Here is an 18856-nt window from a genome sequence, read left to right on the forward strand (position 1 = left end):
GCGGCGGTCTCCGGCGCCCCCGGAAGCGGCCCGCTTCCGGGGGCGCCGGAGAAGATGTGGGATATCGTCGGAAGGCCCGTCGAACGACCGCACGGAAACCGGAAGAGGCGACGTGACGCCACTCCCCCGCCAGGAGCCCCCCGCCCCCGTCACCACGGTGATCTTCGACTACGGCGAGGTCATCTCGTCGCCTCCGCCGACCGCCGTCCGCGCCCGGCTGGAGGAGCTGAGCGCCGCACCCCCCGAGAAGTTCTGGGCCGCCTACTGGGACGAGCGCCCCGCCTACGACTCCGGGATCGGTTCCCGCGAGTACTGGGACCGCGTCGGAGACCGTCTCGGCACGACGTGGGACCCCGCCGTGCGGCAGGAACTGTGGGCGACCGACGTGGGCGGCTGGCTGCTGCCCGACCCGCGGACAACCGCCCTGGTCCAGCGGCTCGCCGACGGTCCGACCCGGCTCGCGCTGCTGTCCAACGCCCCCCACGACATCGCCGGCGCGCTGCGCTCCTCGCCGCTGCTGCGCGGCTTCGACGCGCTGTTCTTCAGTTGCGACATCGGGCTGTGCAAACCCGACCCCGCGGTGTACGCGCACGTGCTGGAGGCGCTCGACGCCGTCCCCGGCCAGACGCTCTTCGTCGACGATCGGGAGGAGAACGTGCGTGCCGCCGCGGAGTCGGGGATCCGGACTCACCGCTACACCGGAGCGGTCGAACTCGCCGCGTTCCTCGGCCGTGTCCTCGAGGATTGAACGGCCGACCCACGGGTAGCGCGTTCTCCTGTCGTCCCGGTCGCCGTCCCGACACGGCAACTCCCGGGCCCGGCGTCCAGGGCGACGCGGGGCACCGGCGGCTGCTGTTCTCCCCCGGCATCCCGACGTATCGTGATTGGGACCCCATCGGTCGCGCGAAGGGGGAAAAGGGGATGCAGGACGAAGACCGTGTTCCGCCGAGGCGGATGCGCGCCTCGGACGCCGACCGGGACGCCGTCGCGGAGCGTCTCGCGGTCGCGCTGACCGAAGGCCGCCTCGACCTGGTCGAGTACGACCGCAGGCTGACCCTCGCGATGAACGCCGTGGTCGTCGGCGATCTCACGCCGCTGGTCGCCGACCTGCCCGAGCCCTCCCGCGACGAGGTCGCCACCACCGATTCCCGTGAACCCGTGCCCGCCGCCTCCTCGTGGAGCGAGTGGGTCGACGAGTGGCGGTGGTGGCTGGGCGGCGCGATCATCATGGGCAGTATCTGGGGAGTCACCAGCATCATCGGTGGGGTGTTGCTGCCGTTCTGGCCGCTGATTCCGCTGGGCGTCTGGGCCGCGATCCTCCTGGCCGCCGCCGTGTGGCCGAACGATGAATCCCGCCGCCGCTGAAATCCGTCCGAGTATGAGGGGGCTCCGGCGCGCTCGCCGGGAATGACCGGAGTGCGCCTCCCGGCGCCATCGGATCGTGACCCGCTGCTTTCGGGTTCCTCCGAAGGGAGTTCCCGTTTCCGGCGGTCCCCAAGTTGGTTTACGGATAGGAATGAGGGCGGACATGGACGACGACCACCTTCCCGCGGAGCGGATGCGCGCCTCCGACGCCGACCGGGACGCCACGGCGGAAAGGCTGGCTCATGCCCTTTCGGAGGGCCGTTTGGACCTGACCGAATACGACGAGCGGCTCTCCGCGGCGATGGGCGCCAAGACCATGGGCGAACTCGCTCGGCTGACCGACGACCTGCCCGCCGCCCCCGGTTCCGCGGACGCCCCGGTCGATCTCGCCGAGGTCGGCGCGGCCAACACCCCCGTGCGGGGCTGGCGGGAACGGCTGGAACCGTGGCGCGGATTCGCGGGAATCTCGATCATCCTGATCGGGGTCTGGGCGGTCAGCAGCGTGGGGGCCGGGCAGCTTCTGACCTTCTGGCCCGCATGGCCGCTGTCGTTCATGCTGATCATCACCGCGGTCAACGCCGTCAGCGGATCGGGGGGCAGGGGCCGGGGACGCTCCGCCGAGCGTTCCGGCGACGGGCGCGGCTCCGGCCCGGACTGAGCCCGGGGAGGCTCGGGGCCTGTTCGGCGGGCCTCCGGGGCTGCGGGCGGCCACGGGCCGGGAACGGCCCGCCGAGCGGGCCCGGCTAGCCGGTGGCGTGCAGCCACCGCACCGGGGCGCCGTCGCCCGCGTAGCGGAACGGCTCCAGTTCCTCGTCCCAGGCGCGTCCCAGCAGTTTGTCGAGCTCCTCTGCGAGGTCGAGCCCGTGGGCGGCGGAGCGCTCCATGGCGTCGCGGATGCGGGCCTCGGAGACCAGCACCTCTCCCGAGGCGCTCGTCACGGCGCTGAAGAACCCGAGCGTGGGGGTGTAGCTGTAGCGCACCCCGTCACAACCGGGGGTGGCGTCCTCGGTGATCTCGTAGCGCAACCGCTGCCAGCCCCTGAGGGCCGAGGCGATCGCGCCGGACAGACCGGGCGCTCCCTGCCAGTTGAGTTCTGCGCGATAGGTGCTGGGAGCCGCCGGTTGCGGTTCCCAGTCCAGTTTCACAGGTACGCCAACAACGCCCGCGACCGCCCACTCGACGTGGGGACACAGCGCCGCGGGCGCGGAGTGGACGTACAAGACGCCACGTGCGGACACCGAACCTCCTGATACGAACGAGTGCGCTTCCCCGACGCCCTCGTACCCCCAGAGGAGATGTCCGTGCTGGGTCTTCTCCTCTTCTCATTGTGTCCCATGTACATCAGCAGCACCAGGTTGACGAGGACCGAAAACGCCAAAAGGTCCACATCCCGCGGGCCCGACGGTTACCGTGTTTCTCCAGGCGTGGCCGGATGTGTGATTTTACTGGGGGTGCCCTTGAGTGGCCAGACCCGCAAGGCTGCTTGTGTCAAGGAACTCGTCCGGCGCGCCGCGCAGAACGACGAGGACGCCTGGGACGCGCTCCTGGACCGGTACTCGGGGTTGGTCTGGGGGATCGCGCGTTCATACTCCCTCCCCTTCCACGACGCGCAGGACATAACCCAAACAGTTCTGTGCAATCTCGCCGAGTACCTGACCCGGCTGCGCGACCCCGAACGCCTGGGGTCGTGGCTGGCGACGGTGACTCACAACGAGTGCCGCCGCCACCTGCGGATTCGTGGGCGGGTCCGGCCGTTTCCCGCCGAGGAGCTGGACGCTCCCGACCACCGCACGCCCGAGTCCGTCCGGCTGGTGGCCGAGGATGTCGACCGGGTGCGTTCGGCGCTGGCGCGGCTGGGTTCCCCCGAGAGCGAGGTGGCGCGGCTGGACCTGTACCGTCCCGGTCTGCCGCCGACGGAGGTGGCCCGGCTGGCCGGCGTGCCCGCCAAGGACCTTCCCCGGGTGCGGCGCCGTGTCCGCCGACGCCTCCACCGGTTGCTCAAGCGTGAGGAGGACCGTTGACCGCCGACTCCGTGCCTCCGGAGCCTCCCCCCGAGGAGGTTCTGGCCGCGGCCCGGGCCGCCTACCGGATGCGCCGTCCCGACGCGGCGCCCGCCGCCCTGCTGACCGACTCGGCGACCGATCCGGTCCCCGGGTTGCGCCGGGGGCCCGCGTCGGGGCCGCGCCTGCTCGCCTTCGGCGTGGGCGAACTGGAACTGCACCTGCACGTCACGGTCCGCGGCGACGTCTGCGACCTGGCGGGCCAACTGATCCCCGCGGTCCGGTTCACCGCGGAGCTGCGGCGCGCCGACGGCGTCTCCTCGCACCCCAGCGATCCGGGCGGAGCTTTCGTGGTGCGTTCGGTTCCCCGCGGTCCGGTCAGTCTCGTCTGCTCCCCGGCCGACTCCGCGATCCCTCCGCTGGCGGTGCCCTGGACCGTGCTGTGACCCGGCAGTCCGCAAATCCCCCGTAAAGCGGCATCAGTCCCCATTCCCCTGTTTTCCGGAAAATGCTTCACCGTGCGATGGAACGGGAGTTATTTCGCCACCTCTCGCATTCTGTGGGCGATACTGCTATTACTGGGTGTGCTGTTTTCGAGAAACGCACTCCGCACCCGATGAACGGATGTCCGTGTGGAGTGTCCATATTCGTTGCCCCGTTATTCCTCCGACCGATCCCCCACGGAAGGCGATAACGCATGGCGGACCCGCACCGGCCCTCCAGGAACCTGCCCGTCTCACTGGTAGCACGCGACCCCGCCGAGGCACGGCGGCGGGCCGACCGGCTGCTGAGGAGGCCCGTCGACCCGCGGACGCGGGCGTCCGCCCTCCGGGTGAGCGGGCTCGCCGCCTACGAACTGGGCCTGGTCGACGAGGCCCGGAAGCGGTTGGACTCGGCGGTCTCCGTCGCCGTACGGGCCGGTCTGCCGGACCAGGCCGCGATGGCGCGGGCCTCCCGGCTCGGAGTTGCGGCCCGGCGCGGAGACGAATGCGGCACACTTCCCCCCTCTCCCTTCCGCGTTTCGGCTTTCACCCTGCTGGGCCGTGGCGTGGCGGCCTGCCAGAGCGGCCGTTTCGCCGACGCTCTGGCCGCTTTCGCGGCGGCCGAGCCCGCCTTCCGCTCCTCCTCCGACCCGCGACTGCTTCCCGGACTGCTGTGCAGCCAGGGACTGGCGCTGGTGCACACCGAGCGGTTCGGCGAGGCCGAGGAGGTCCTGCACGAGGGGCTGGCACTGGCCGAGAAGTACTCGCTGCGGCGGCTGGGCGCCGCCATCACCCAGAACCTGGGCTGCCTCGCCGCCTCCCGTGGAGACACCGCGCTGGCCATGGAGCGGTTCGACGCCGCGGCACCGCTGCTGGGCGCGGGAACGCGGCACCCCGCGCTCGTGCTGGACCGCGCCCACGCCCTCGCCGACGCCGGAATGCTCCGCGAGGCGGGGGTTCTGCGTCGCTCCCTCGGTCCGGCGCGCGGCGGCGGAGCCGATCGCGCGCTGACCGAACTGCTGTCGCTGAAGCTGGCGGTGGGGCACGCCGACACCGCGGCGGCCGAGGCCGCGGTCCGGCGGCTCCGGCACCTCTTCGGCGCCGACTCGTCGTGGCTGCGCGCTGCGGAGCAGATCTCACGGCCGCCCGGGAGCGCGCCGGTGGCGCCGCGTCCCGCTCCGGGCCGCCCATCGAGGGCCCCGTCCTCCCGCACCGCCACCCCGCACCTGGAACTGGCCGCGCACGTGGGCTCTCCGGACACGACGCGGGCACTGGGCGACGTCGCCGCGGCGCTGAGGGCGGGCAACGCCGCGGCCGCGCTGCTCTGGTCGGAGCGGTCCCGTGCGCTCACCACCGAGGCCCACACCTGTCAGAACCGGGAGTGGACGGCGCTGTTGGACCGCTACCGCCGCGCGCACGCCGCCTTCGCCGAGTCCGGTTCCGCGGAGGACCACCGCGAGCTGGCCCGTCTGGAGGTCGAACTCGCGGTGGGCCAGTGGCATCCGTGCTGCCGCCGACGGCCTCCCGCTCCTTCCGCGCCGGGCGGGGAGCTGCTGGACCGCCTGGCCCGCGGGCTCGGCTCCCGCGCCCTGGTCCACTACCCGGAACCGGACGGGGTTCCCGCGGCGATCACCCTGGTCGACGGCCGGGCGCGGCTCCACGAGCTTCCCGACGCCCGGACGATCGGCGACGCCGTCGCCGCCTTCGAGCATCTGGCCCGACTGCACGCGGTCACACCACGCCCCCAGACGGCCCGGCTGCTGGCCGAACGGGCCGCGGCCGTGGACCGGCTCCTGGTGGCGCCCGTGGCCGCGGCGGTCGGCGACCGCGACCTGGTGGTGGTTCCCGGACCGAACACCCAGACCCTTCCGTGGGGCCTGCTGCCGGGGCTGCGGGGCCGACCGGTCAGCGTCGCCCCCTCGGGGCGGGCGTGGCTGCGCTGCCGTGACCGGGCACGCCGGACGCGCCGGGAGCGTCCCCGGGTTCTGCTGGTGGCGGGCCCCCGGCTGGCGGCGGCCGAGGCGGAGATCAGGGCGGTGGCCCGCCGTCACCGGGGGGCGCGGACGGTCACCGGGGCCGCGGCGTGCTCCCGCACGGTGCTGCGCCACCTGGCGCGCGCCGACCTCGCGCACATCGGCGCGCACGGCTTCGCGTCGGGCGGCGCACCGATGTGCACCGGACTGTGGCTCGCCGACGGCCCGCTGTTCGCCTACGACGTGGAGCGGGTGCGCCGGCTGCCCTCCCTGGTGGTGCTGTCCTCGTGCGACACGGGACGGTCCGCGCCCACCGCGTCGGGGCTTCCCCTGGGGATGGCGGCGGCCCTGCTGGCCCGCGGCAGCGCCACGGTGCTCGCGAGTGTGCTTCCGGTACCCGACGGGGCCACCGCCGCGGCGATGGTGCGCGCCCACAGCGCGCTGCTGGCGGGGGCCGCGCCCGCCGCCGTGGTCGCCGAGCACCTGGCCGCCACCGGTTTTGTGTGCTTCGGGGCGGGATGACCTCCGGTTTCGGTGGCGGCTTGACGCCCTGGGGGGCATGATCGGCGGAGCCGGTGGTAGGGGTCGGTCATGGCTGAGAACCGTCACGACCGCAGGGAAGACCTGACCACCACGCCGGAGGACATCGACGAAAGCACCACGATGTCGGACGACCAGCCCTCCTCGTTGGAGGAGACCCACCACGACCGCATGGAGGACCCGATCAACGCGCTGGACGCCGACTGGGAGGAGGCCGGTCAGCCCGCGTTGGCGGACACCACCGAGGACATCACCCTGCCCAACGACCGGCCCACCGCGATGAACGAGTTCGGCACCACCGGTACGGAGAAGGAGGCCGGTGAGCCGATGGATGTCGCGCTGTCCCGGGAGGAGCCCGACGTCTGGGAGCGGGAGGGGGAGCCGGAACCCCAGGGGACGGCCGAGGGGGCGCCCTCGGCGGGGCGGCTGGTCGCCGAGGACCGGGGCGCCCACCCCGACCGGGAGGCCGAGTCGACCGCCGACGAGGTGGGGCTGGACCGTGGCGGGCTGAGTCCTGAGGAGCGCGCCGTCCGCGAACACGGGGAGCCGTGACGCGGGGCGACGCCGTCCGCTACCAGCCGCGTTCGCGCCACTCGGGGAGGTTGGGGCGCTCCGCTCCCAGGGTGGTGTCCCTGCCGTGCCCGGGGTAGACCCACGTGTCGTCGTCGAACTGGTCGAAGATGCGGGTCTCCACGTCGGCGAGCAGGCTGCGGAAGTCCGCGTCGCTCCAGGTCCTGCCCACTCCTCCGGGGAAGAGGCTGTCGCCGGTGAACAGGTGGGTGTGGCCGGAGGGGTCGTCGTAGCGCAGGGCGATGGAGCCGGGGGTGTGTCCGCGCAGGTGGATCACTGACAGCGTGCACGCGCCCACCGCGACGGTGTCGCCGTGCTCCACCGGCTCGTCGGTGGACACCGGGAGTTCCTCCGCGTCGGCGGGGTGGGCGACGGTCCGCGCGCCGGTGGCTCCCACGACGTCGGCCAGGGCACGCCAGTGGTCCTGGTGGCGGTGGGTGGTGATCACCCGGGCCAGGCCGCCGCCGTCCACCAGGTCGAGGAGGCGGTCGGCCTCGTCGGCCGCGTCGATGAGCACCCCTTCGCCGGTGCGCCTGCAGCGCAGCAGGTAGGCGTTGTTGTCCATCGGGCCGACCGCGAGTTTGCTGATGGTCAGTTCAGATAGCTGCCGCACGTCGGCGGGGCCCCCGACGTGCGTGTCTCCGGTGTAAGGCACGTTCCCATTGTGCCCGCTGGGGACGGGCGGCCCAACGGTGTGTCCCGTGCCGCGCACGGCGGGGTCAGCCGAGTCCTCCCGCCGGGCCGGTGCGCAGCAGCGGCACGTGCAGTTCCTGGGGGGTGAGCGAGCCGTGGTGTCCGACGAGTCGGGACTCGACGCGCTCCACGGCGGGGGCGACCAGCGCGGTGTCGCCGCGCGCGACGGCCAGGACGTCGCCGACGCGTGGCAGGAGGTCGCGGTTGACGGTGTGCGCCGGTCCGAACCAGCCCGACTCGACCGCCTCGGCCCGGGACACCACGGTGGCGCGGCCCGCGAGCCGTTCCCGCCAGGCCGCGAGCACGTCCGTCTCCGCGCCCGGCCGGGTGTAGACCTGTCGGGCGCGGGGTTCTCCCGCGAGGACCCGGACTCCCTCGGCGAGGTCCGGGTCGCCCTCCACGTCGATCCGGCTGTGGGGACCGGTGTCGACCATGCCGTGGTCGGCGGTGACGTAGAGGACGGCGTCGGCGGGCAGTACGGAGGCCAACTGCTCGGCGAGCCGGTCCACCTGGCCGAGGTGGTGCCGCCAGTGGGGGGAGTCCACCCCGTACAGGTGCCCGAAGAGGTCGAGTTCGGAGTGGTAGACGAACAGGTAGGCGCGTTCGTGGGCGCTCAGGGCGGCCTCGGCCCCGACCACGAGTTCGGTGGCGGTGTCCGCGGGGACGTAGCGGCTGCCGCGTGCGGAGGCCCGGGTGAAGCCGCCGCCCTCGTAGGCTCCGGCCGCGATGTAGGCGGTGGCCACCCCCGCGGCCTCGGCCCGCTGGTAGGTGGTGCGGTGCGGCTGCCAGACCACCGGGTCGACGTCGGCCGACCAGCGCAGGTGGTTGAACACCGTGCCGTCGTGGGGAAGCGCCACCTGGTAACCGAAGACGCCGTGGCCGCCGGGGGCGGCGCCGGTTCCGAACGTGGCGAGGGAGGTGGCGGTGGTGCTGGGGAACCCCGAGGTGATGGGGGTCGCCGCCGCTTCGAGAAGGGAGGCCAGGAAGGGAGCGTGCCCGCGGTTGGCGAGCAGCGCCTCCCATCCCAGGCCGTCGACCAGGAGGACGCAGGCGCGGCGCGCGGGGGCCAGGCCGAGGACGTTGGCCTCGCCGGGAACTCCCAGCGAGGCCAGGACCGACGGGCCGAGGTCGGCCAGCGAGGCCGTCCCGTAGCGGGGGACCCCCAGTGGGCCGTCGGGGGCGGGCTCCTGCTGTCGCGGGCGGTGCGCCGCGGTCATCGGGCGGTGGCCTCCGACAGCGACTGGGCGAAGCCGAGCAGGTTGGCGACCGCGTCGGCGCCGTCGGCGGCCTGGCTCACCCGCAGGGTGAGGGGTTCGGCGGTGACCGCGCCGGTGTAGCCGTGGTCGAGTTCGCAGTTCTCGTCCGCGCACGCGGCGGGTTCGAGGTCGATGTGGGCGATGGAGCCCCAGTTCACGGCGAGGCTGATGCTCAGCACGGCTTCGCTGGGCAGGGTGCCGGGGACGTAGGCGGCGGGGTCGGGGACGATGCGGGTGAGCGCGACGGACTGGATGTTGTCCAGCCTGATGGAGTCCGTGGTGGTGGAGGCGTGCGGCCGACTGTCGGAGGCCGCGGGCGGATGCTCGTCGGTGTGGCAGACGATGAGGCGGGTGCCGGTGAGCAGCAGCACGCTGATGTGTCGGCGGACCTCCATCCCCGGGTCGAAGGTGGCCTCGTGGTGCACCACGAAGGCCTCGGCCGTTTCGGTGCCGAGAGTGGTGGCCACGGCGTCGATCACGAGCCCGGGGTAGTATCCGCTGCGCTCGATCTCCAGACGCCAGTCGGTGGACACAGCACGCGTTTTCCTCATGCATCCATCCTGCCCTCTCGAACCGACCGCACGCACCTCGAATCGAACCTGTGGACGACACCTCAGTGTGTACCGGTGGCCGGGCCGGGCAGTGGTAGGGCTATGAAGGCCACGTTCCCGCCGGTCCCGGAACCGCCGGGACCGGAACCGAAGCCGCAGGAGCCCGGCCCCGTCCCGCCCGAGCCGGAGCCTCCCGCTCCCGGCCCCGTCCCGCCCGAGCCGGAACGTCCGGGCCCCGCTCCGGTCCCGCCGGAGCCGGAGCCTCCCGCTCCCGGACCGGTGCCGCCGGAGCGGCCGATGCCCGATCCCGAGCCGCCACCGCGGCCCGAGCCGATGTGAGGCCGGGCGGTTCGGGGTCAGAACGGCACGCGCAGTCGCCGCGGTCCGGCGTCGGGCCGCATCTCGGGTGCCTCACGCAGCCAGACCCTGGCACCCATGACGTGGGCTCCGGTGTAGTTGACGATGACGGGGTCGAGGTCCACGTGGGCGACGTCGGGAAGCGCGTCGACCATCCGGGAGACCCGGACCAGGACGTCTTCGAGGGCCTCGACGTCGGGCTGTTCGGCCAGGGACGAGGTGCCCGCGGGCAGGCCGAACAGCAGCGTCGAGGAGCGCACGGCGTGGACCAGGTCGGTGGCGTCGGTGTCGGTGAGAGGCGCCAACCGGTAGGCGCGGTCGTCGAGCAGTTCGGCGGTGACGTCGGCCAACCCGAAGGCGACCACCGGCCCGAACGAGGGGTTCTCCCCCGCGCGGATCACCGTGGGCACACCGGGGGCGACCATGCGCTGCACCACGAGCATCGCGTCGCCGCCGAGCCGTTCGTGCAGCGCGGTGTAGGCGACGCGCACCTCCTCCGCGGAGTGCAGTTCCAGGCGGATGCCGCGGCCCCCGGCACGCAGCCGCAGGTCGGGTGAGTTGGCTTTGACGACGACCGGGTAGCCGACCTTCTCGGCCGCGGCCGCCGCCTCCTCCGCGGAGCCGACCGGGATGTACGGCTCGACGTGGATGCCGTAGCAGCCCAGCAGCTCCCTGGCGGTTTCGGCGGGGATCGCGGCTTCCTCGTTGTGCACGGGTTCACTGGTGAACCAGATGGAGTGCGCGGCGGTCCCGGACTTCTCGGCTTCGGCGAGGGCCCTGGTGATCAGGGCGCGGGCGCGGGCGCTGTCGATGTCGGACAGTTCGGGGTGGCGTCCGTGGGGCCGCTTCCGCCACAGCGCGTACCGGGTGGCGTGCGCCAGCGCGCGGACGGCGTCCTCGGGCGCGGGGTAGGACGGCACCGATCCGCGCAGTGTCTCGCCGTCCGCCCCGACCAGCCGCAACTCCTCGGGGATTCCCTGGTACCCCAGGTAGGCGGTGACGATCGGCTTGGTGGAGCGCGCCGACCGCTCGCGCATCACCTCGGCGACGCCGCTGGAGATGGGGGCCAGCGCGGGGATGAACACCACGACCAGCGAGTCGACCGAGTCGTCGGCCAGGGCCGCGTCGAGCGCGTCGGCGAAGTCCTGGTCGGTGGCGTTGGGGCCGAGGTCCACCGGTTCGTTCGGGCGCAGCGAGGCGCGCACGCAGGCGTCCTTGACCAGCAGTTCCAGGGACGCGGAGTTGCCGATGATGCCGACCCGGTGTCCCCGGGGCAGGGGCTGGTAGGCGAACAGTTGCGCCACGTCGAACATCTGGGTGATGTCCTCCACCCGCACGACCCCGGACTGCTCGAACAGGGAGGTCACCGCGTAGTCGGGCAGGGCCAGCGTGCCCGCGGCGTGCCCGGTCGGCACACCGCGCACGGAGCCTCCGCTGCGGACCACGACCACCGGCTTGTTGCGGGCCAGGCGGCGGGCCAGCCGGGTGAACTTGCGGGGGTTGCCCAGGGACTCCAGGTACTGCAGGACGACCTCGGTGGCGGGGTCCTCCTCCCAGTACTGCAGCAGGTCGTTGCCGGAGACGTCGGCGCGGTTGCCCGCGGAGACGAAGGTGGACAGCCCCATGCCGCGCTGGGCGACGCGTTCGAGGATGGCCCGGCCCAGCGCGCCGGACTGGGAGAAGAAGCCGATGCGTCCGCGCGGGGGCAGGTGCGGGGAGAGGGTGGCGTTGAGGGAGACCTTCGGATCGGTGTTGGCCACGCCCAGGCAGTTGGGTCCGACCACGCGCATTCCGGCGGCGCGTGCGGCGAGCACCAACTGCTCCTGGCGCTCCCGCCCCTCGGGGCCCGCCTCGCCGAATCCGGAGCTGACCACGACGAGGCCGTGCACGCCCTTGCGCGCGCACTGGTCGACCACGTCGACGACCGTGTCGGCGCGCACCGCGACGACGGCGAGGTCCACCGGGTCGGGGATGTCCAGGACGCTGGGGTAGGCCCTCACCCCGGCCACGGCCTTGGCCTCGGGGTGGACCGGGAAGACCGGTCCACGGAAGTCTCCGTTGAGGAGGTTGCGCAGCGCGGTCTGTCCGATGGTGTGGGCGGTGCGGCTGGCGCCGATGACCGCGACCGACCGGGGAAACAGCAGTCGGGCGATGGAGCGCGACTCGGCGCGCTGTTCGCGGGCGCGCATCACCCCCAGGGAGACCTCGGTGGGTTCCAGGTCGAGGGTGAGCCGGATGACTCCCTCGTCGAAGGTCTGCTGGGCGGTGTAGCCCGCCTCCCGGAAGACGTTGATCATCCGCCGGTTCTCCGGGAGCACGTCGGCGATGAACCGCCGGACGCCGCGTTCGCGGGCGGCGGCGGCGATGTGTTCGAGCAGCACCGAGGCGATTCCGCGTCCCTGGTGGGCGTCCTCCACGACGAAGGCGACCTCGGCCTCGTCCTGCCCGACCTTGTCGTAGCGCACCACCGCGACCATGGCGTCGCTGATGGTGGCGATCAGGGCCACCCGCTCCTCGTAGTCGACCGTGGTGAACCTGGCCACGTCACGGGAGGAGAGCTTGGGGTAGGGGGCGAAGAACCGGTAGTAGATCGTCTCCGGCGAGAGCCGGGAGTGGAACTCCCTGAGCATGTCGGCGTCGTCGGGAGTGATCGGCCTGATGTGAGCGGTGCCGCCGTCGGTCAGCACGACGTCCGCTTCCCAGTGCTTGGGGTATGACTGCACGATTGCGAGGGTAGACGAGTTGCTCCCCGATATGGGGGATTATCGCCGCGAAACGTCGGATGTCCCCGGGCCGGGCGGGGGGTGCGGTGCGGGCGACCGGAGCGGCTGGGCGGGGTGTCTCTGCCGGTCCTTCGGATTCGTTATCCGCGACGCGCTCTGAACCTGTTAACGTCTCAGAGCGCGTTGAGAACACACGCGCCACCCGGTCGGTAAGGATAGTGACTCATGACGCGAGTAGTCGTAGTCGGCGACCTCATGACCGATTCCGTCGCGCGGGCCTTCTACCCTCTGGCCCGCGGCAGCGACACCCCCGCTTCGGTGGCCACCTACGGGGGCGGCTCAGGCGCGAACGTGGCCGCGTGGCTCGCGGTCGAGGGCACCGACACCGCACTGGTCGGCCGCCGCGGCTCCGACATCACCGGGCGCACCCGTGAGATGGAGCTCATGGGGTACGGCATCGACGCCCGAATGGTCATGGATCCGGAGCGTCCGACCGGTACGTGTGTCGTGATGATCACGCACCGGGGCGACCGCACGATGCTCAGCGACCCGGGGGCCAACGCCGCGCTGCAGCCGGAGGACCTGCCGCGGGACCTGTTCGGCCCGGACGGGCACCTGCACGTGTCCGGTTACACGTTGATCAACGAGGGCTCGCGCCGGGCGGCCCGGGTGGCGCTGCGGCTGGCCCGGGAGAGCGGGATGTCCATTTCGGTGGACGGCGGTTCGCACGCCCCGCTGGAGCGGGCCGGCGCCGAGGCGTTCCTGGACTGGACCGGCGGGGCCCGGCTGCTGTTCGCCAACCAGGAGCAGGCGGCCGTGCTGACCGGACGGGACGATCCGGAGGCCGCGGCGAAGGTGCTGACCGCCTGGTATCCCAACATCGTGATCAAGCTGGGCGGCGAGGGTGCGCTGTGGGCGTCGAAGGCCCGGGAGGGCACGCTGCACGTACCCGCCGAGCCCGTCGAGCCCTCCCCCGGTTCGATCGGCGCGGGCGACGCCTTCATCGCGGGTTTCCTGCCGCCGTGGCTGGCGGGCAAGCACCCCAAGGAGGCGCTGGTCAACGCCCAGCGGTTGGCCGCCCGCGCCCTGCACCAGCCGGGCGCCCGCCCCGACCTGGACTGACCGCCCGCAACCGCCGGGGGTCACGTCCGGCTGGCCAGGGTCAGCGGCAGGACGGCGGAGGCGCCCGCCTCGCGGAGGCGGGCCGCGGCCACTGTGAGGGTCCATCCGGTGTCGACCTGGTCGTCGACCAGCAGGACCGGGCCGTCGAGCGCGGTCAGCCGCTGCCGCAGGGCGGGGTCGAGGGTGAAGGCGTGCCACAGCGACGCGAGTCGCTGGGCGCTGTTGTGGCGCCGGGGACCCGCGCCGTCGGGATCGCGGTAGCCGATCGTGCCGACCGGGACCAGTCTGCCCACCTCGCACAGGCGACGGGCCAGGGCGGTGATCATGCGGGGGCGGCGCCGTGAGGGCATCGCCACCACTCCGGCGGGGCGCCGCTCCCACGGCCAGGCCGCCAGAACGGCGACCACGGCCTGGAACACCTCGTCGCCGACGGGTTCGTCGGGGGCGTCCTCGGCGAGGAGGCGGCGCAGCACGGTGCCCCAGCCGATGTCGGTGAGGCGGGCCAGGGCGCGGCCCTCCGCCGCGCGCTGCTCGGCCGGGATGGCCCCGGAGAGGTCCACGCCCAGCTCGGCCATTCCGGTGGGCCACCGTTTGCGCGGTTCGACCGCCACACCGGGCCGGTCCAGGTGTGCGGTGGCGGCCCGGCGCTGGGCGGTGTCGACGCGGGCGGACCAGGTGTGTCCGGTGCAGTTGTCGCAGCGGCCGCACGGTTCGGCCTCGGGGTCGTCGAGCTGGCGGCGGAGGAACTCCATGCGGCAGCCGTCGGTGGCGATGTAGTCGAGCATGGCGCGCTGCTCGGTCTCCCGTGCGGCGGCGACGGCGGCGTAGCGGGCGGCGTCGTAGGTCCAGGGGCGTCCCGTGGCGGTCCAGCCGCCGCGCTCCCGGCGTACCGCGCCGTCGACGTCGAGGACCTTGAGCATCTGTTCGAGTCTGCCGCGGCCCAGGTCGACCCTGGCCTCCAGGCGCGGCAGGGAGAGGGGGCCCGCGGCGTCGGCGAGCACCCGCAGGGTGTGGCGCACGGTCTCCTCCGCGGGAAACGCCAGGCCCGCGAAGTACCTCCAGATCTCGCGGTCCTCCCTGCCGGGCAGCAGGACCGCCTCGGCGCGGGGCAGGCCGCGTCCGGCGCGGCCGATCTGCTGGTAGTAGGAGACCGGTGACTGCGGTGCCCCCAGGTGCACCACGAATCCCAGGTCGGGTTTGTCGAAGCCCATGCCGAGGGCGCTGGTGGCCACCAGGGCCTTGGTGCGGTTGGCCAGCAGGTCGTCCTCGGCGCGTGCGCGTTCCTGCGGGTCGGTCTGCCCGGTGTAGGCGCGCACGTCGTGTCCGCGTTCGGTGAGGAAGGCGGCGGTCTCGGTGGCCGCGGCGACGGTGAGGGTGTAGACGATCCCCGATCCGGGGAGCCGGTCGAGGTTCTGGGCGAGCCAGCCGAGGCGGTCGGCGTTGTCGGGCAGGCGCACCACGCCCAGGTGCAGGCTCTCGCGGTCGAGGCTGCCGCGCAGCACGAGGGTGGGGTGCTCGTCGCCGGTCTCCAGTTGCTCGGCGACGTCGCGGGTGACCCGCTCGTTGGCGGTGGCGGTGGTGGCCAGCACCGGGACGCCGGGGGGCAGTTCGTCCAGCAGGGTGCGGATGCGCCGGTAGTCGGGACGGAAGTCGTGCCCCCAGTCGGAGACGCAGTGGGCCTCGTCGACGACCACCAGTCCGGCGCCGGCCGCCAGTTCGGGCAGGACGCGGTCGCGGAACTCGGGGTGGTTGAGGCGTTCGGGACTGACGAGGAGCACGTCGACCTCGCCGGAGGCCACGGCGGCGTAGGTGCGCTCCCACTCCTCGGTGTTGGCGCTGTTGATGGTGTGGGCGCGGATTCCGGCGCGTTCGGCCGCGGCGATCTGGTTGCGCATCAGGGCCAGCAGCGGGGAGATGATCACGGTGGGCCCGGCTCCCTCGGCGCGGCGCAGCGCGGTGGCCACGAAGTAGACCGCGGACTTGCCCCAGCCGGTGCGCTGCACCATCAGCACGCGCCGGTGCTGGGCGGCCAGGGCGCGCACGGCGCGCCACTGGTCCTCGCGCAGTCGCGCGTTCGCTCCGGCGAGCGCGCGCAGGTGGGTCTCGGCGGCCTCGCGCAGGGCGGAGTCGGTGTCGGGGAGTGCTGGTGTGGCCATGTCCTCCTGCCTACCAGACCGCGGGCGGTGGGTCTTCGGACGCGGCGGACGGCTGTGGAGAAGCGCTGGGGTCCGATGAGTATCCGGATAACAGAAACGTAACATCGCCGTAGCCGAACGTTGACAGAAAGTAATGAATCCCTGTCTCATGTTTTGGGATCGCTCCCATCAGGTGTCGCCCACAGTCCTTTTTCCGCCCTCTCCCCGGACAAGAAGGCTGTCCCATGTCTCATGCACCCCGATCCCGGTGGTGGCGCGCGACCGCCTCCGCCACAACCGCCGCCCTCGTCTGCGGCGCGGTCCTCACCCTCCAGTCGGCTCCGGCCGCGGCACAGGTCCGACTCGGCGCCGGAAGCTACACCACCACGCTGCCCGCCGGAGAGTCCGGTCCCAGCGACAACACCGGCGCCCCCGTCGCCCCGAAGGTCACCGACGACTTCGACCAGCCGGTCGCCACCAACGACTGGTGGTCCTCGCTGATCTTCCAGCGCTACCCGGACAACCCCTACGGCGAGAACCTGTACGCCCACCCGCTGTCCTTCAAGGCCCGCGCCGGCGGCCTGGAGATCGGCCACCCCGACTCCCCGGAGATCGTCGCCGACGGCCTGAAGTACCAGTACCCCCACTCCCCCGACCTCGTCCTGGGCGTCCAGGGCCTCGACGCCCCCGCGGCCGAGGTCGCCGGATACGGCGACTGGACCGTCACCGCCGACCTGTCCGACGGCTCCCGGCAACTGCGTACCACCATCGGCCAGGGCCTGCCCTTCGTCTACGCCGACGTCTCCGGCGGACCGGTGCGCGTGGAGTTCACCGCCCAGCCCACCGTCTGGCGGCGCTCCGGCAGCGCCGTCGGCGTGACCGTCAACGGCCGCCACTACGCCCTGTTCGCGCCCTCCGGGACGGCCTGGTCGGGGTCGGGCACGGTGCTCACCGCCGACGTCGGCGGTGCGGGATACGCCTCGGTCGCGGCCCTGCCCGACCCCGCCGACTTCGACACCTACGCCCCCTACGCCTACTCCTTCGTCACCGACAGCAGGCTGACCTACGACTACGACCCGGACTCCGCCACCCTGACCAGCAGGTACGGCGTGACCACCGAGGCCAGGGAGGGCTCCGCCCGGGGCACCCTGCTGGCGCTGTACCCGCACCACTGGAAGGAGACCCGCACCCCGCTGACCGACCTGGAGTACGCCTCGCCGCGCGGGCCGATGCGGGTCGTGGAAGGCGACCACTTCACCACGGAACTGACCACGCGGGGCATCCTGCCGAACCTGCCCACCGTGGACTCGGCCGACCACCAGAGGCTGCGCACGCTGATCGACGCCGAACTCGACGCCGCCGACCCGTGGAAGGGGGCGACCGACACCTACTGGACCGGCAAGGCGCTGGGACGCCTGGCCCAACTGGTGCCGATCGCCGACTCGATCGGCTACGACTCGGGCCGAGACGCGCTGCTCGACCTGCTCAGGAGCAGAATGGAGGACTGGCTCACCGCCGAAGGCGCGGGAGACGACGCCCGGTTCTACTACGACGAGCAGTGGAACACCCTGATCGGGTTCCCCTCCAGCTTCGGCGCCGACACCGAGCTCAACGACCACGACTTCCACTACGGCTACTTCGTCACCGCGGCGGCCACGATCGCCCGCTACGACCGCGCCTGGATCGGCGCGGACCGGTGGGGCCCCATGGTCGAGACGGTGCTCCGGGACGCCAACAACCCCGACCGCGACGACGAGCGCTTCCCCTGGATGCGGTCCTTCTCCCCCTACGCCGGGCACGGCTGGGCCTCCGGGCACGCCGGGTTCGCCGCCGGCAACAACCAGGAGTCCTCGTCGGAGGCCATGCACTTCGCCGCCAGCACCGCCCTGCTGGGCTCCCTGCTGGGCGACGAGGAACTGCGCGACGTCGGCGTCTACATGCACACCACGCAGGCCTCGGCGATGAGCCGCTACTGGCAGAACTCCGACGGCGACACCTTCCCCGACGACTACTCCCACGACGTCGTCGGCATGGTCTGGGGCGACGGCGGCGACCACCGGATCTGGTGGGACGGCACCACCGAGGAGCTGTACGGAATCAACTACCTGCCGATCACCGCGGGCTCGCTCTACCTGGGCCACGACACCGACCACGCCGCGGCCATGCACCGGTCCCTGGTGGCCGAACTGGGCCGCCAGCCCGAGACGTGGCGCGACATCCACTGGGCGCACCAGGCGCTGTCCGACCCCGACGCGGCGCTGACCGCCTTCGAGTCCCAGTGGCGCTCCTACGAACCGGAGTCGGGCTCCTCCAAGGCGCACACCTACCAGTGGTTGTCCGCCCTCGCCGAGGTCGGCACGGTCGATGCCTCCGTCACCGCCGACACCCCGCACTACGCGGTGTTCACCGACGGCGGCACGCGCACCTACACGGCCTTCAACGCCACCGACCGGCCGATCACCGTCGCCTTCTCCGACGGCGCGACGCTGACCGTACAGCCGGGGCAGCTGGCCACCGGCCGGGGAGACGGCGGCTCCGACCCCGACCCCGATCCCGGACCCGACCCCGATCCCGGGTCCGGGATCGGCGACGGCGTCCTCCACCTCGGTGACGGCACCCTGTCGACCAGCGCGAACCCCGCTGAGAGCAGTGTGGACATCCCGGCGGCGGGCGGCGCCAACCACGACGGCACCCCGACGAACCCGGCGGTGTTCGAGATCAGCGGGGTCAGCGGGGACTTCACCGGGCAGAGCACCCGCTTCACCCTCCCGGTGGACTCGGGCGCTTCGGTGGCCAACGCCGTACAGGCCCGCGTCTCCTACGACCTGGACGGCGACGGCTCCTTCGACCGGGTCGAGACCTACCACTACTTCGCCACCAACGACCTGCCGGGCTGGGAGACCTACTCCCACACCCAGGGCCTCCGATCCGGCACCGGCGACTTCGGCGACCTCGACGGCGGGACCGTCCGACTGGAACTGTGGAGCGCCCTGGGCCACCAGGCGTCCCAGGTGCGCACCGGCGCCCCCGACGGGGAGCAGGCCGCCGTGTTGACCGTCCCGTTCGAGGACTGACCGGACCCGGTGCCC

General features: G+C 72.7%; 15 protein-coding genes. 9 read left to right on the forward strand and 6 right to left on the reverse strand.

The window, feature by feature from the left end; genetic code table 11:
* Positions 1 to 112 precede the first annotated feature (112 nt).
* From NI17_RS13145 to NI17_RS13155, 3 genes are all read left to right on the forward strand, one after another.
* Entirely contained in the window at positions 113 to 748 is a 636-nt protein-coding gene (locus tag NI17_RS13145; protein WP_068688926.1) for an HAD family hydrolase, read from the forward strand.
* 173 nt (positions 749 to 921) lie between these two features.
* Positions 922 to 1365: a DUF1707 SHOCT-like domain-containing protein gene (locus NI17_RS13150; protein ID WP_068688924.1), complete on the forward strand. Its 444-nt coding sequence runs from the start codon at positions 922 to 924 to the stop codon at positions 1363 to 1365.
* 163 nt (positions 1366 to 1528) lie between these two features.
* Complete coding sequence (locus NI17_RS13155; protein ID WP_068688922.1) at positions 1529 to 2023, forward strand: DUF1707 SHOCT-like domain-containing protein; 495 nt, start codon at positions 1529 to 1531, stop codon at positions 2021 to 2023.
* Positions 2024 to 2108: 85 nt separating this feature from the next.
* Here the strand turns inward: NI17_RS13155 and NI17_RS13160 are convergent, their stop codons facing one another.
* Positions 2109 to 2603, reverse strand: coding sequence for a DUF3145 domain-containing protein (locus tag NI17_RS13160; RefSeq protein WP_068688920.1), 495 nt, complete (start codon positions 2601 to 2603; stop codon positions 2109 to 2111).
* Between the two features lie 213 nt (positions 2604 to 2816).
* On the opposite strand from NI17_RS13160, the gene NI17_RS13165 reads away from it, so the two are divergent.
* From NI17_RS13165 to NI17_RS13180, 4 genes are all read left to right on the forward strand, one after another.
* Positions 2817 to 3386: an RNA polymerase sigma factor gene (locus NI17_RS13165; RefSeq protein ID WP_084012451.1), complete on the forward strand. Its 570-nt coding sequence runs from the start codon at positions 2817 to 2819 to the stop codon at positions 3384 to 3386.
* On the forward strand, positions 3383 to 3811 hold the full coding sequence (locus NI17_RS13170) for a hypothetical protein (RefSeq protein WP_234401716.1): 429 nt from the start codon (positions 3383 to 3385) through the stop codon (positions 3809 to 3811). Before NI17_RS13165 ends, NI17_RS13170 begins: the two co-directional genes overlap by 4 nt.
* Before the next feature lie 251 nt (positions 3812 to 4062).
* Positions 4063 to 6342 (forward strand): CHAT domain-containing protein, encoded by a 2280-nt coding sequence (locus NI17_RS13175; RefSeq protein ID WP_243597509.1) that lies wholly within the window; start codon positions 4063 to 4065, stop codon positions 6340 to 6342.
* A 69-nt stretch (positions 6343 to 6411) separates the two neighbouring features.
* Entirely contained in the window at positions 6412 to 6912 is a 501-nt protein-coding gene (locus tag NI17_RS13180; RefSeq protein ID WP_068688914.1) for a DUF5709 domain-containing protein, read from the forward strand.
* Between the two features lie 19 nt (positions 6913 to 6931).
* On the opposite strand, the gene NI17_RS13185 is transcribed toward NI17_RS13180, so the two are convergent.
* The 4 genes from NI17_RS13185 to NI17_RS13200 form a co-directional block, all read right to left on the reverse strand.
* Positions 6932 to 7585, reverse strand: a complete 654-nt coding sequence (locus tag NI17_RS13185) for an MBL fold metallo-hydrolase (RefSeq protein ID WP_068688913.1) — start codon at positions 7583 to 7585, stop codon at positions 6932 to 6934.
* 64 nt (positions 7586 to 7649) lie between these two features.
* Positions 7650 to 8840 carry an alkaline phosphatase family protein gene (locus NI17_RS13190; RefSeq protein ID WP_068688912.1) on the reverse strand — a complete coding sequence of 397 codons (1191 nt, stop codon included), beginning with the start codon at positions 8838 to 8840 and terminating at the stop codon, positions 7650 to 7652.
* Positions 8837 to 9430, reverse strand: a complete 594-nt coding sequence (locus NI17_RS13195; RefSeq protein ID WP_084012450.1) for a DUF5998 family protein — start codon at positions 9428 to 9430, stop codon at positions 8837 to 8839. Before NI17_RS13195 ends, NI17_RS13190 begins: the two co-directional genes overlap by 4 nt.
* Positions 9431 to 9786: 356 nt before the next feature.
* On the reverse strand, positions 9787 to 12510 hold the full coding sequence (locus NI17_RS13200; protein WP_068688909.1) for a bifunctional acetate--CoA ligase family protein/GNAT family N-acetyltransferase: 2724 nt from the start codon (positions 12508 to 12510) through the stop codon (positions 9787 to 9789).
* A 225-nt stretch (positions 12511 to 12735) separates the two neighbouring features.
* On the opposite strand from NI17_RS13200, the gene NI17_RS13205 reads away from it, so the two are divergent.
* Entirely contained in the window at positions 12736 to 13632 is an 897-nt protein-coding gene (locus NI17_RS13205; protein ID WP_068688908.1) for a carbohydrate kinase family protein, read from the forward strand.
* A gap of 20 nt (positions 13633 to 13652) precedes the next feature.
* On the opposite strand, the gene NI17_RS13210 is transcribed toward NI17_RS13205, so the two are convergent.
* Complete coding sequence (locus tag NI17_RS13210) at positions 13653 to 15788, reverse strand: RecQ family ATP-dependent DNA helicase (protein WP_119267856.1); 2136 nt, start codon at positions 15786 to 15788, stop codon at positions 13653 to 13655.
* A gap of 224 nt (positions 15789 to 16012) precedes the next feature.
* Between NI17_RS13210 and NI17_RS13215 the strand changes: the two genes are divergently transcribed.
* Positions 16013 to 18841, forward strand: a complete 2829-nt coding sequence (locus tag NI17_RS13215) for a glycosyl hydrolase (protein ID WP_068688907.1) — start codon at positions 16013 to 16015, stop codon at positions 18839 to 18841.
* The last annotated feature ends 15 nt before the right edge of the window (positions 18842 to 18856 follow it).

The organism is Thermobifida halotolerans (genome assembly GCF_003574835.2).
In the GTDB taxonomy this organism is placed as follows: Bacteria; Actinomycetota; Actinomycetes; order Streptosporangiales; family Streptosporangiaceae; genus Thermobifida; species Thermobifida halotolerans.

Excerpts from the sequence above, each read along its gene's own strand:
- NI17_RS13215 (WP_068688907.1), top strand. The coding sequence starts at position 16,013 with ATGTCTCATGCACCCCGATCCCGGTGGTGGCGCGCGACCGCCTCCGCC.
- NI17_RS13180 (WP_068688914.1), top strand. The coding sequence starts at position 6,412 with ATGGCTGAGAACCGTCACGACCGCAGGGAAGACCTGACCACCACGCCG.
- NI17_RS13150 (WP_068688924.1), top strand. The coding sequence starts at position 922 with ATGCAGGACGAAGACCGTGTTCCGCCGAGGCGGATGCGCGCCTCGGAC.
- NI17_RS13190 (WP_068688912.1), bottom strand. The coding sequence starts at position 8,840 with ATGACCGCGGCGCACCGCCCGCGACAGCAGGAGCCCGCCCCCGACGGC.
- NI17_RS13205 (WP_068688908.1), top strand. The coding sequence starts at position 12,736 with ATGACGCGAGTAGTCGTAGTCGGCGACCTCATGACCGATTCCGTCGCG.
- NI17_RS13195 (WP_084012450.1), bottom strand. The coding sequence starts at position 9,430 with ATGAGGAAAACGCGTGCTGTGTCCACCGACTGGCGTCTGGAGATCGAG.
- NI17_RS13155 (WP_068688922.1), top strand. The coding sequence starts at position 1,529 with ATGGACGACGACCACCTTCCCGCGGAGCGGATGCGCGCCTCCGACGCC.
- NI17_RS13210 (WP_119267856.1), bottom strand. The coding sequence starts at position 15,788 with ATGGCCACACCAGCACTCCCCGACACCGACTCCGCCCTGCGCGAGGCC.
- NI17_RS13175 (WP_243597509.1), top strand. The coding sequence starts at position 4,063 with ATGGCGGACCCGCACCGGCCCTCCAGGAACCTGCCCGTCTCACTGGTA.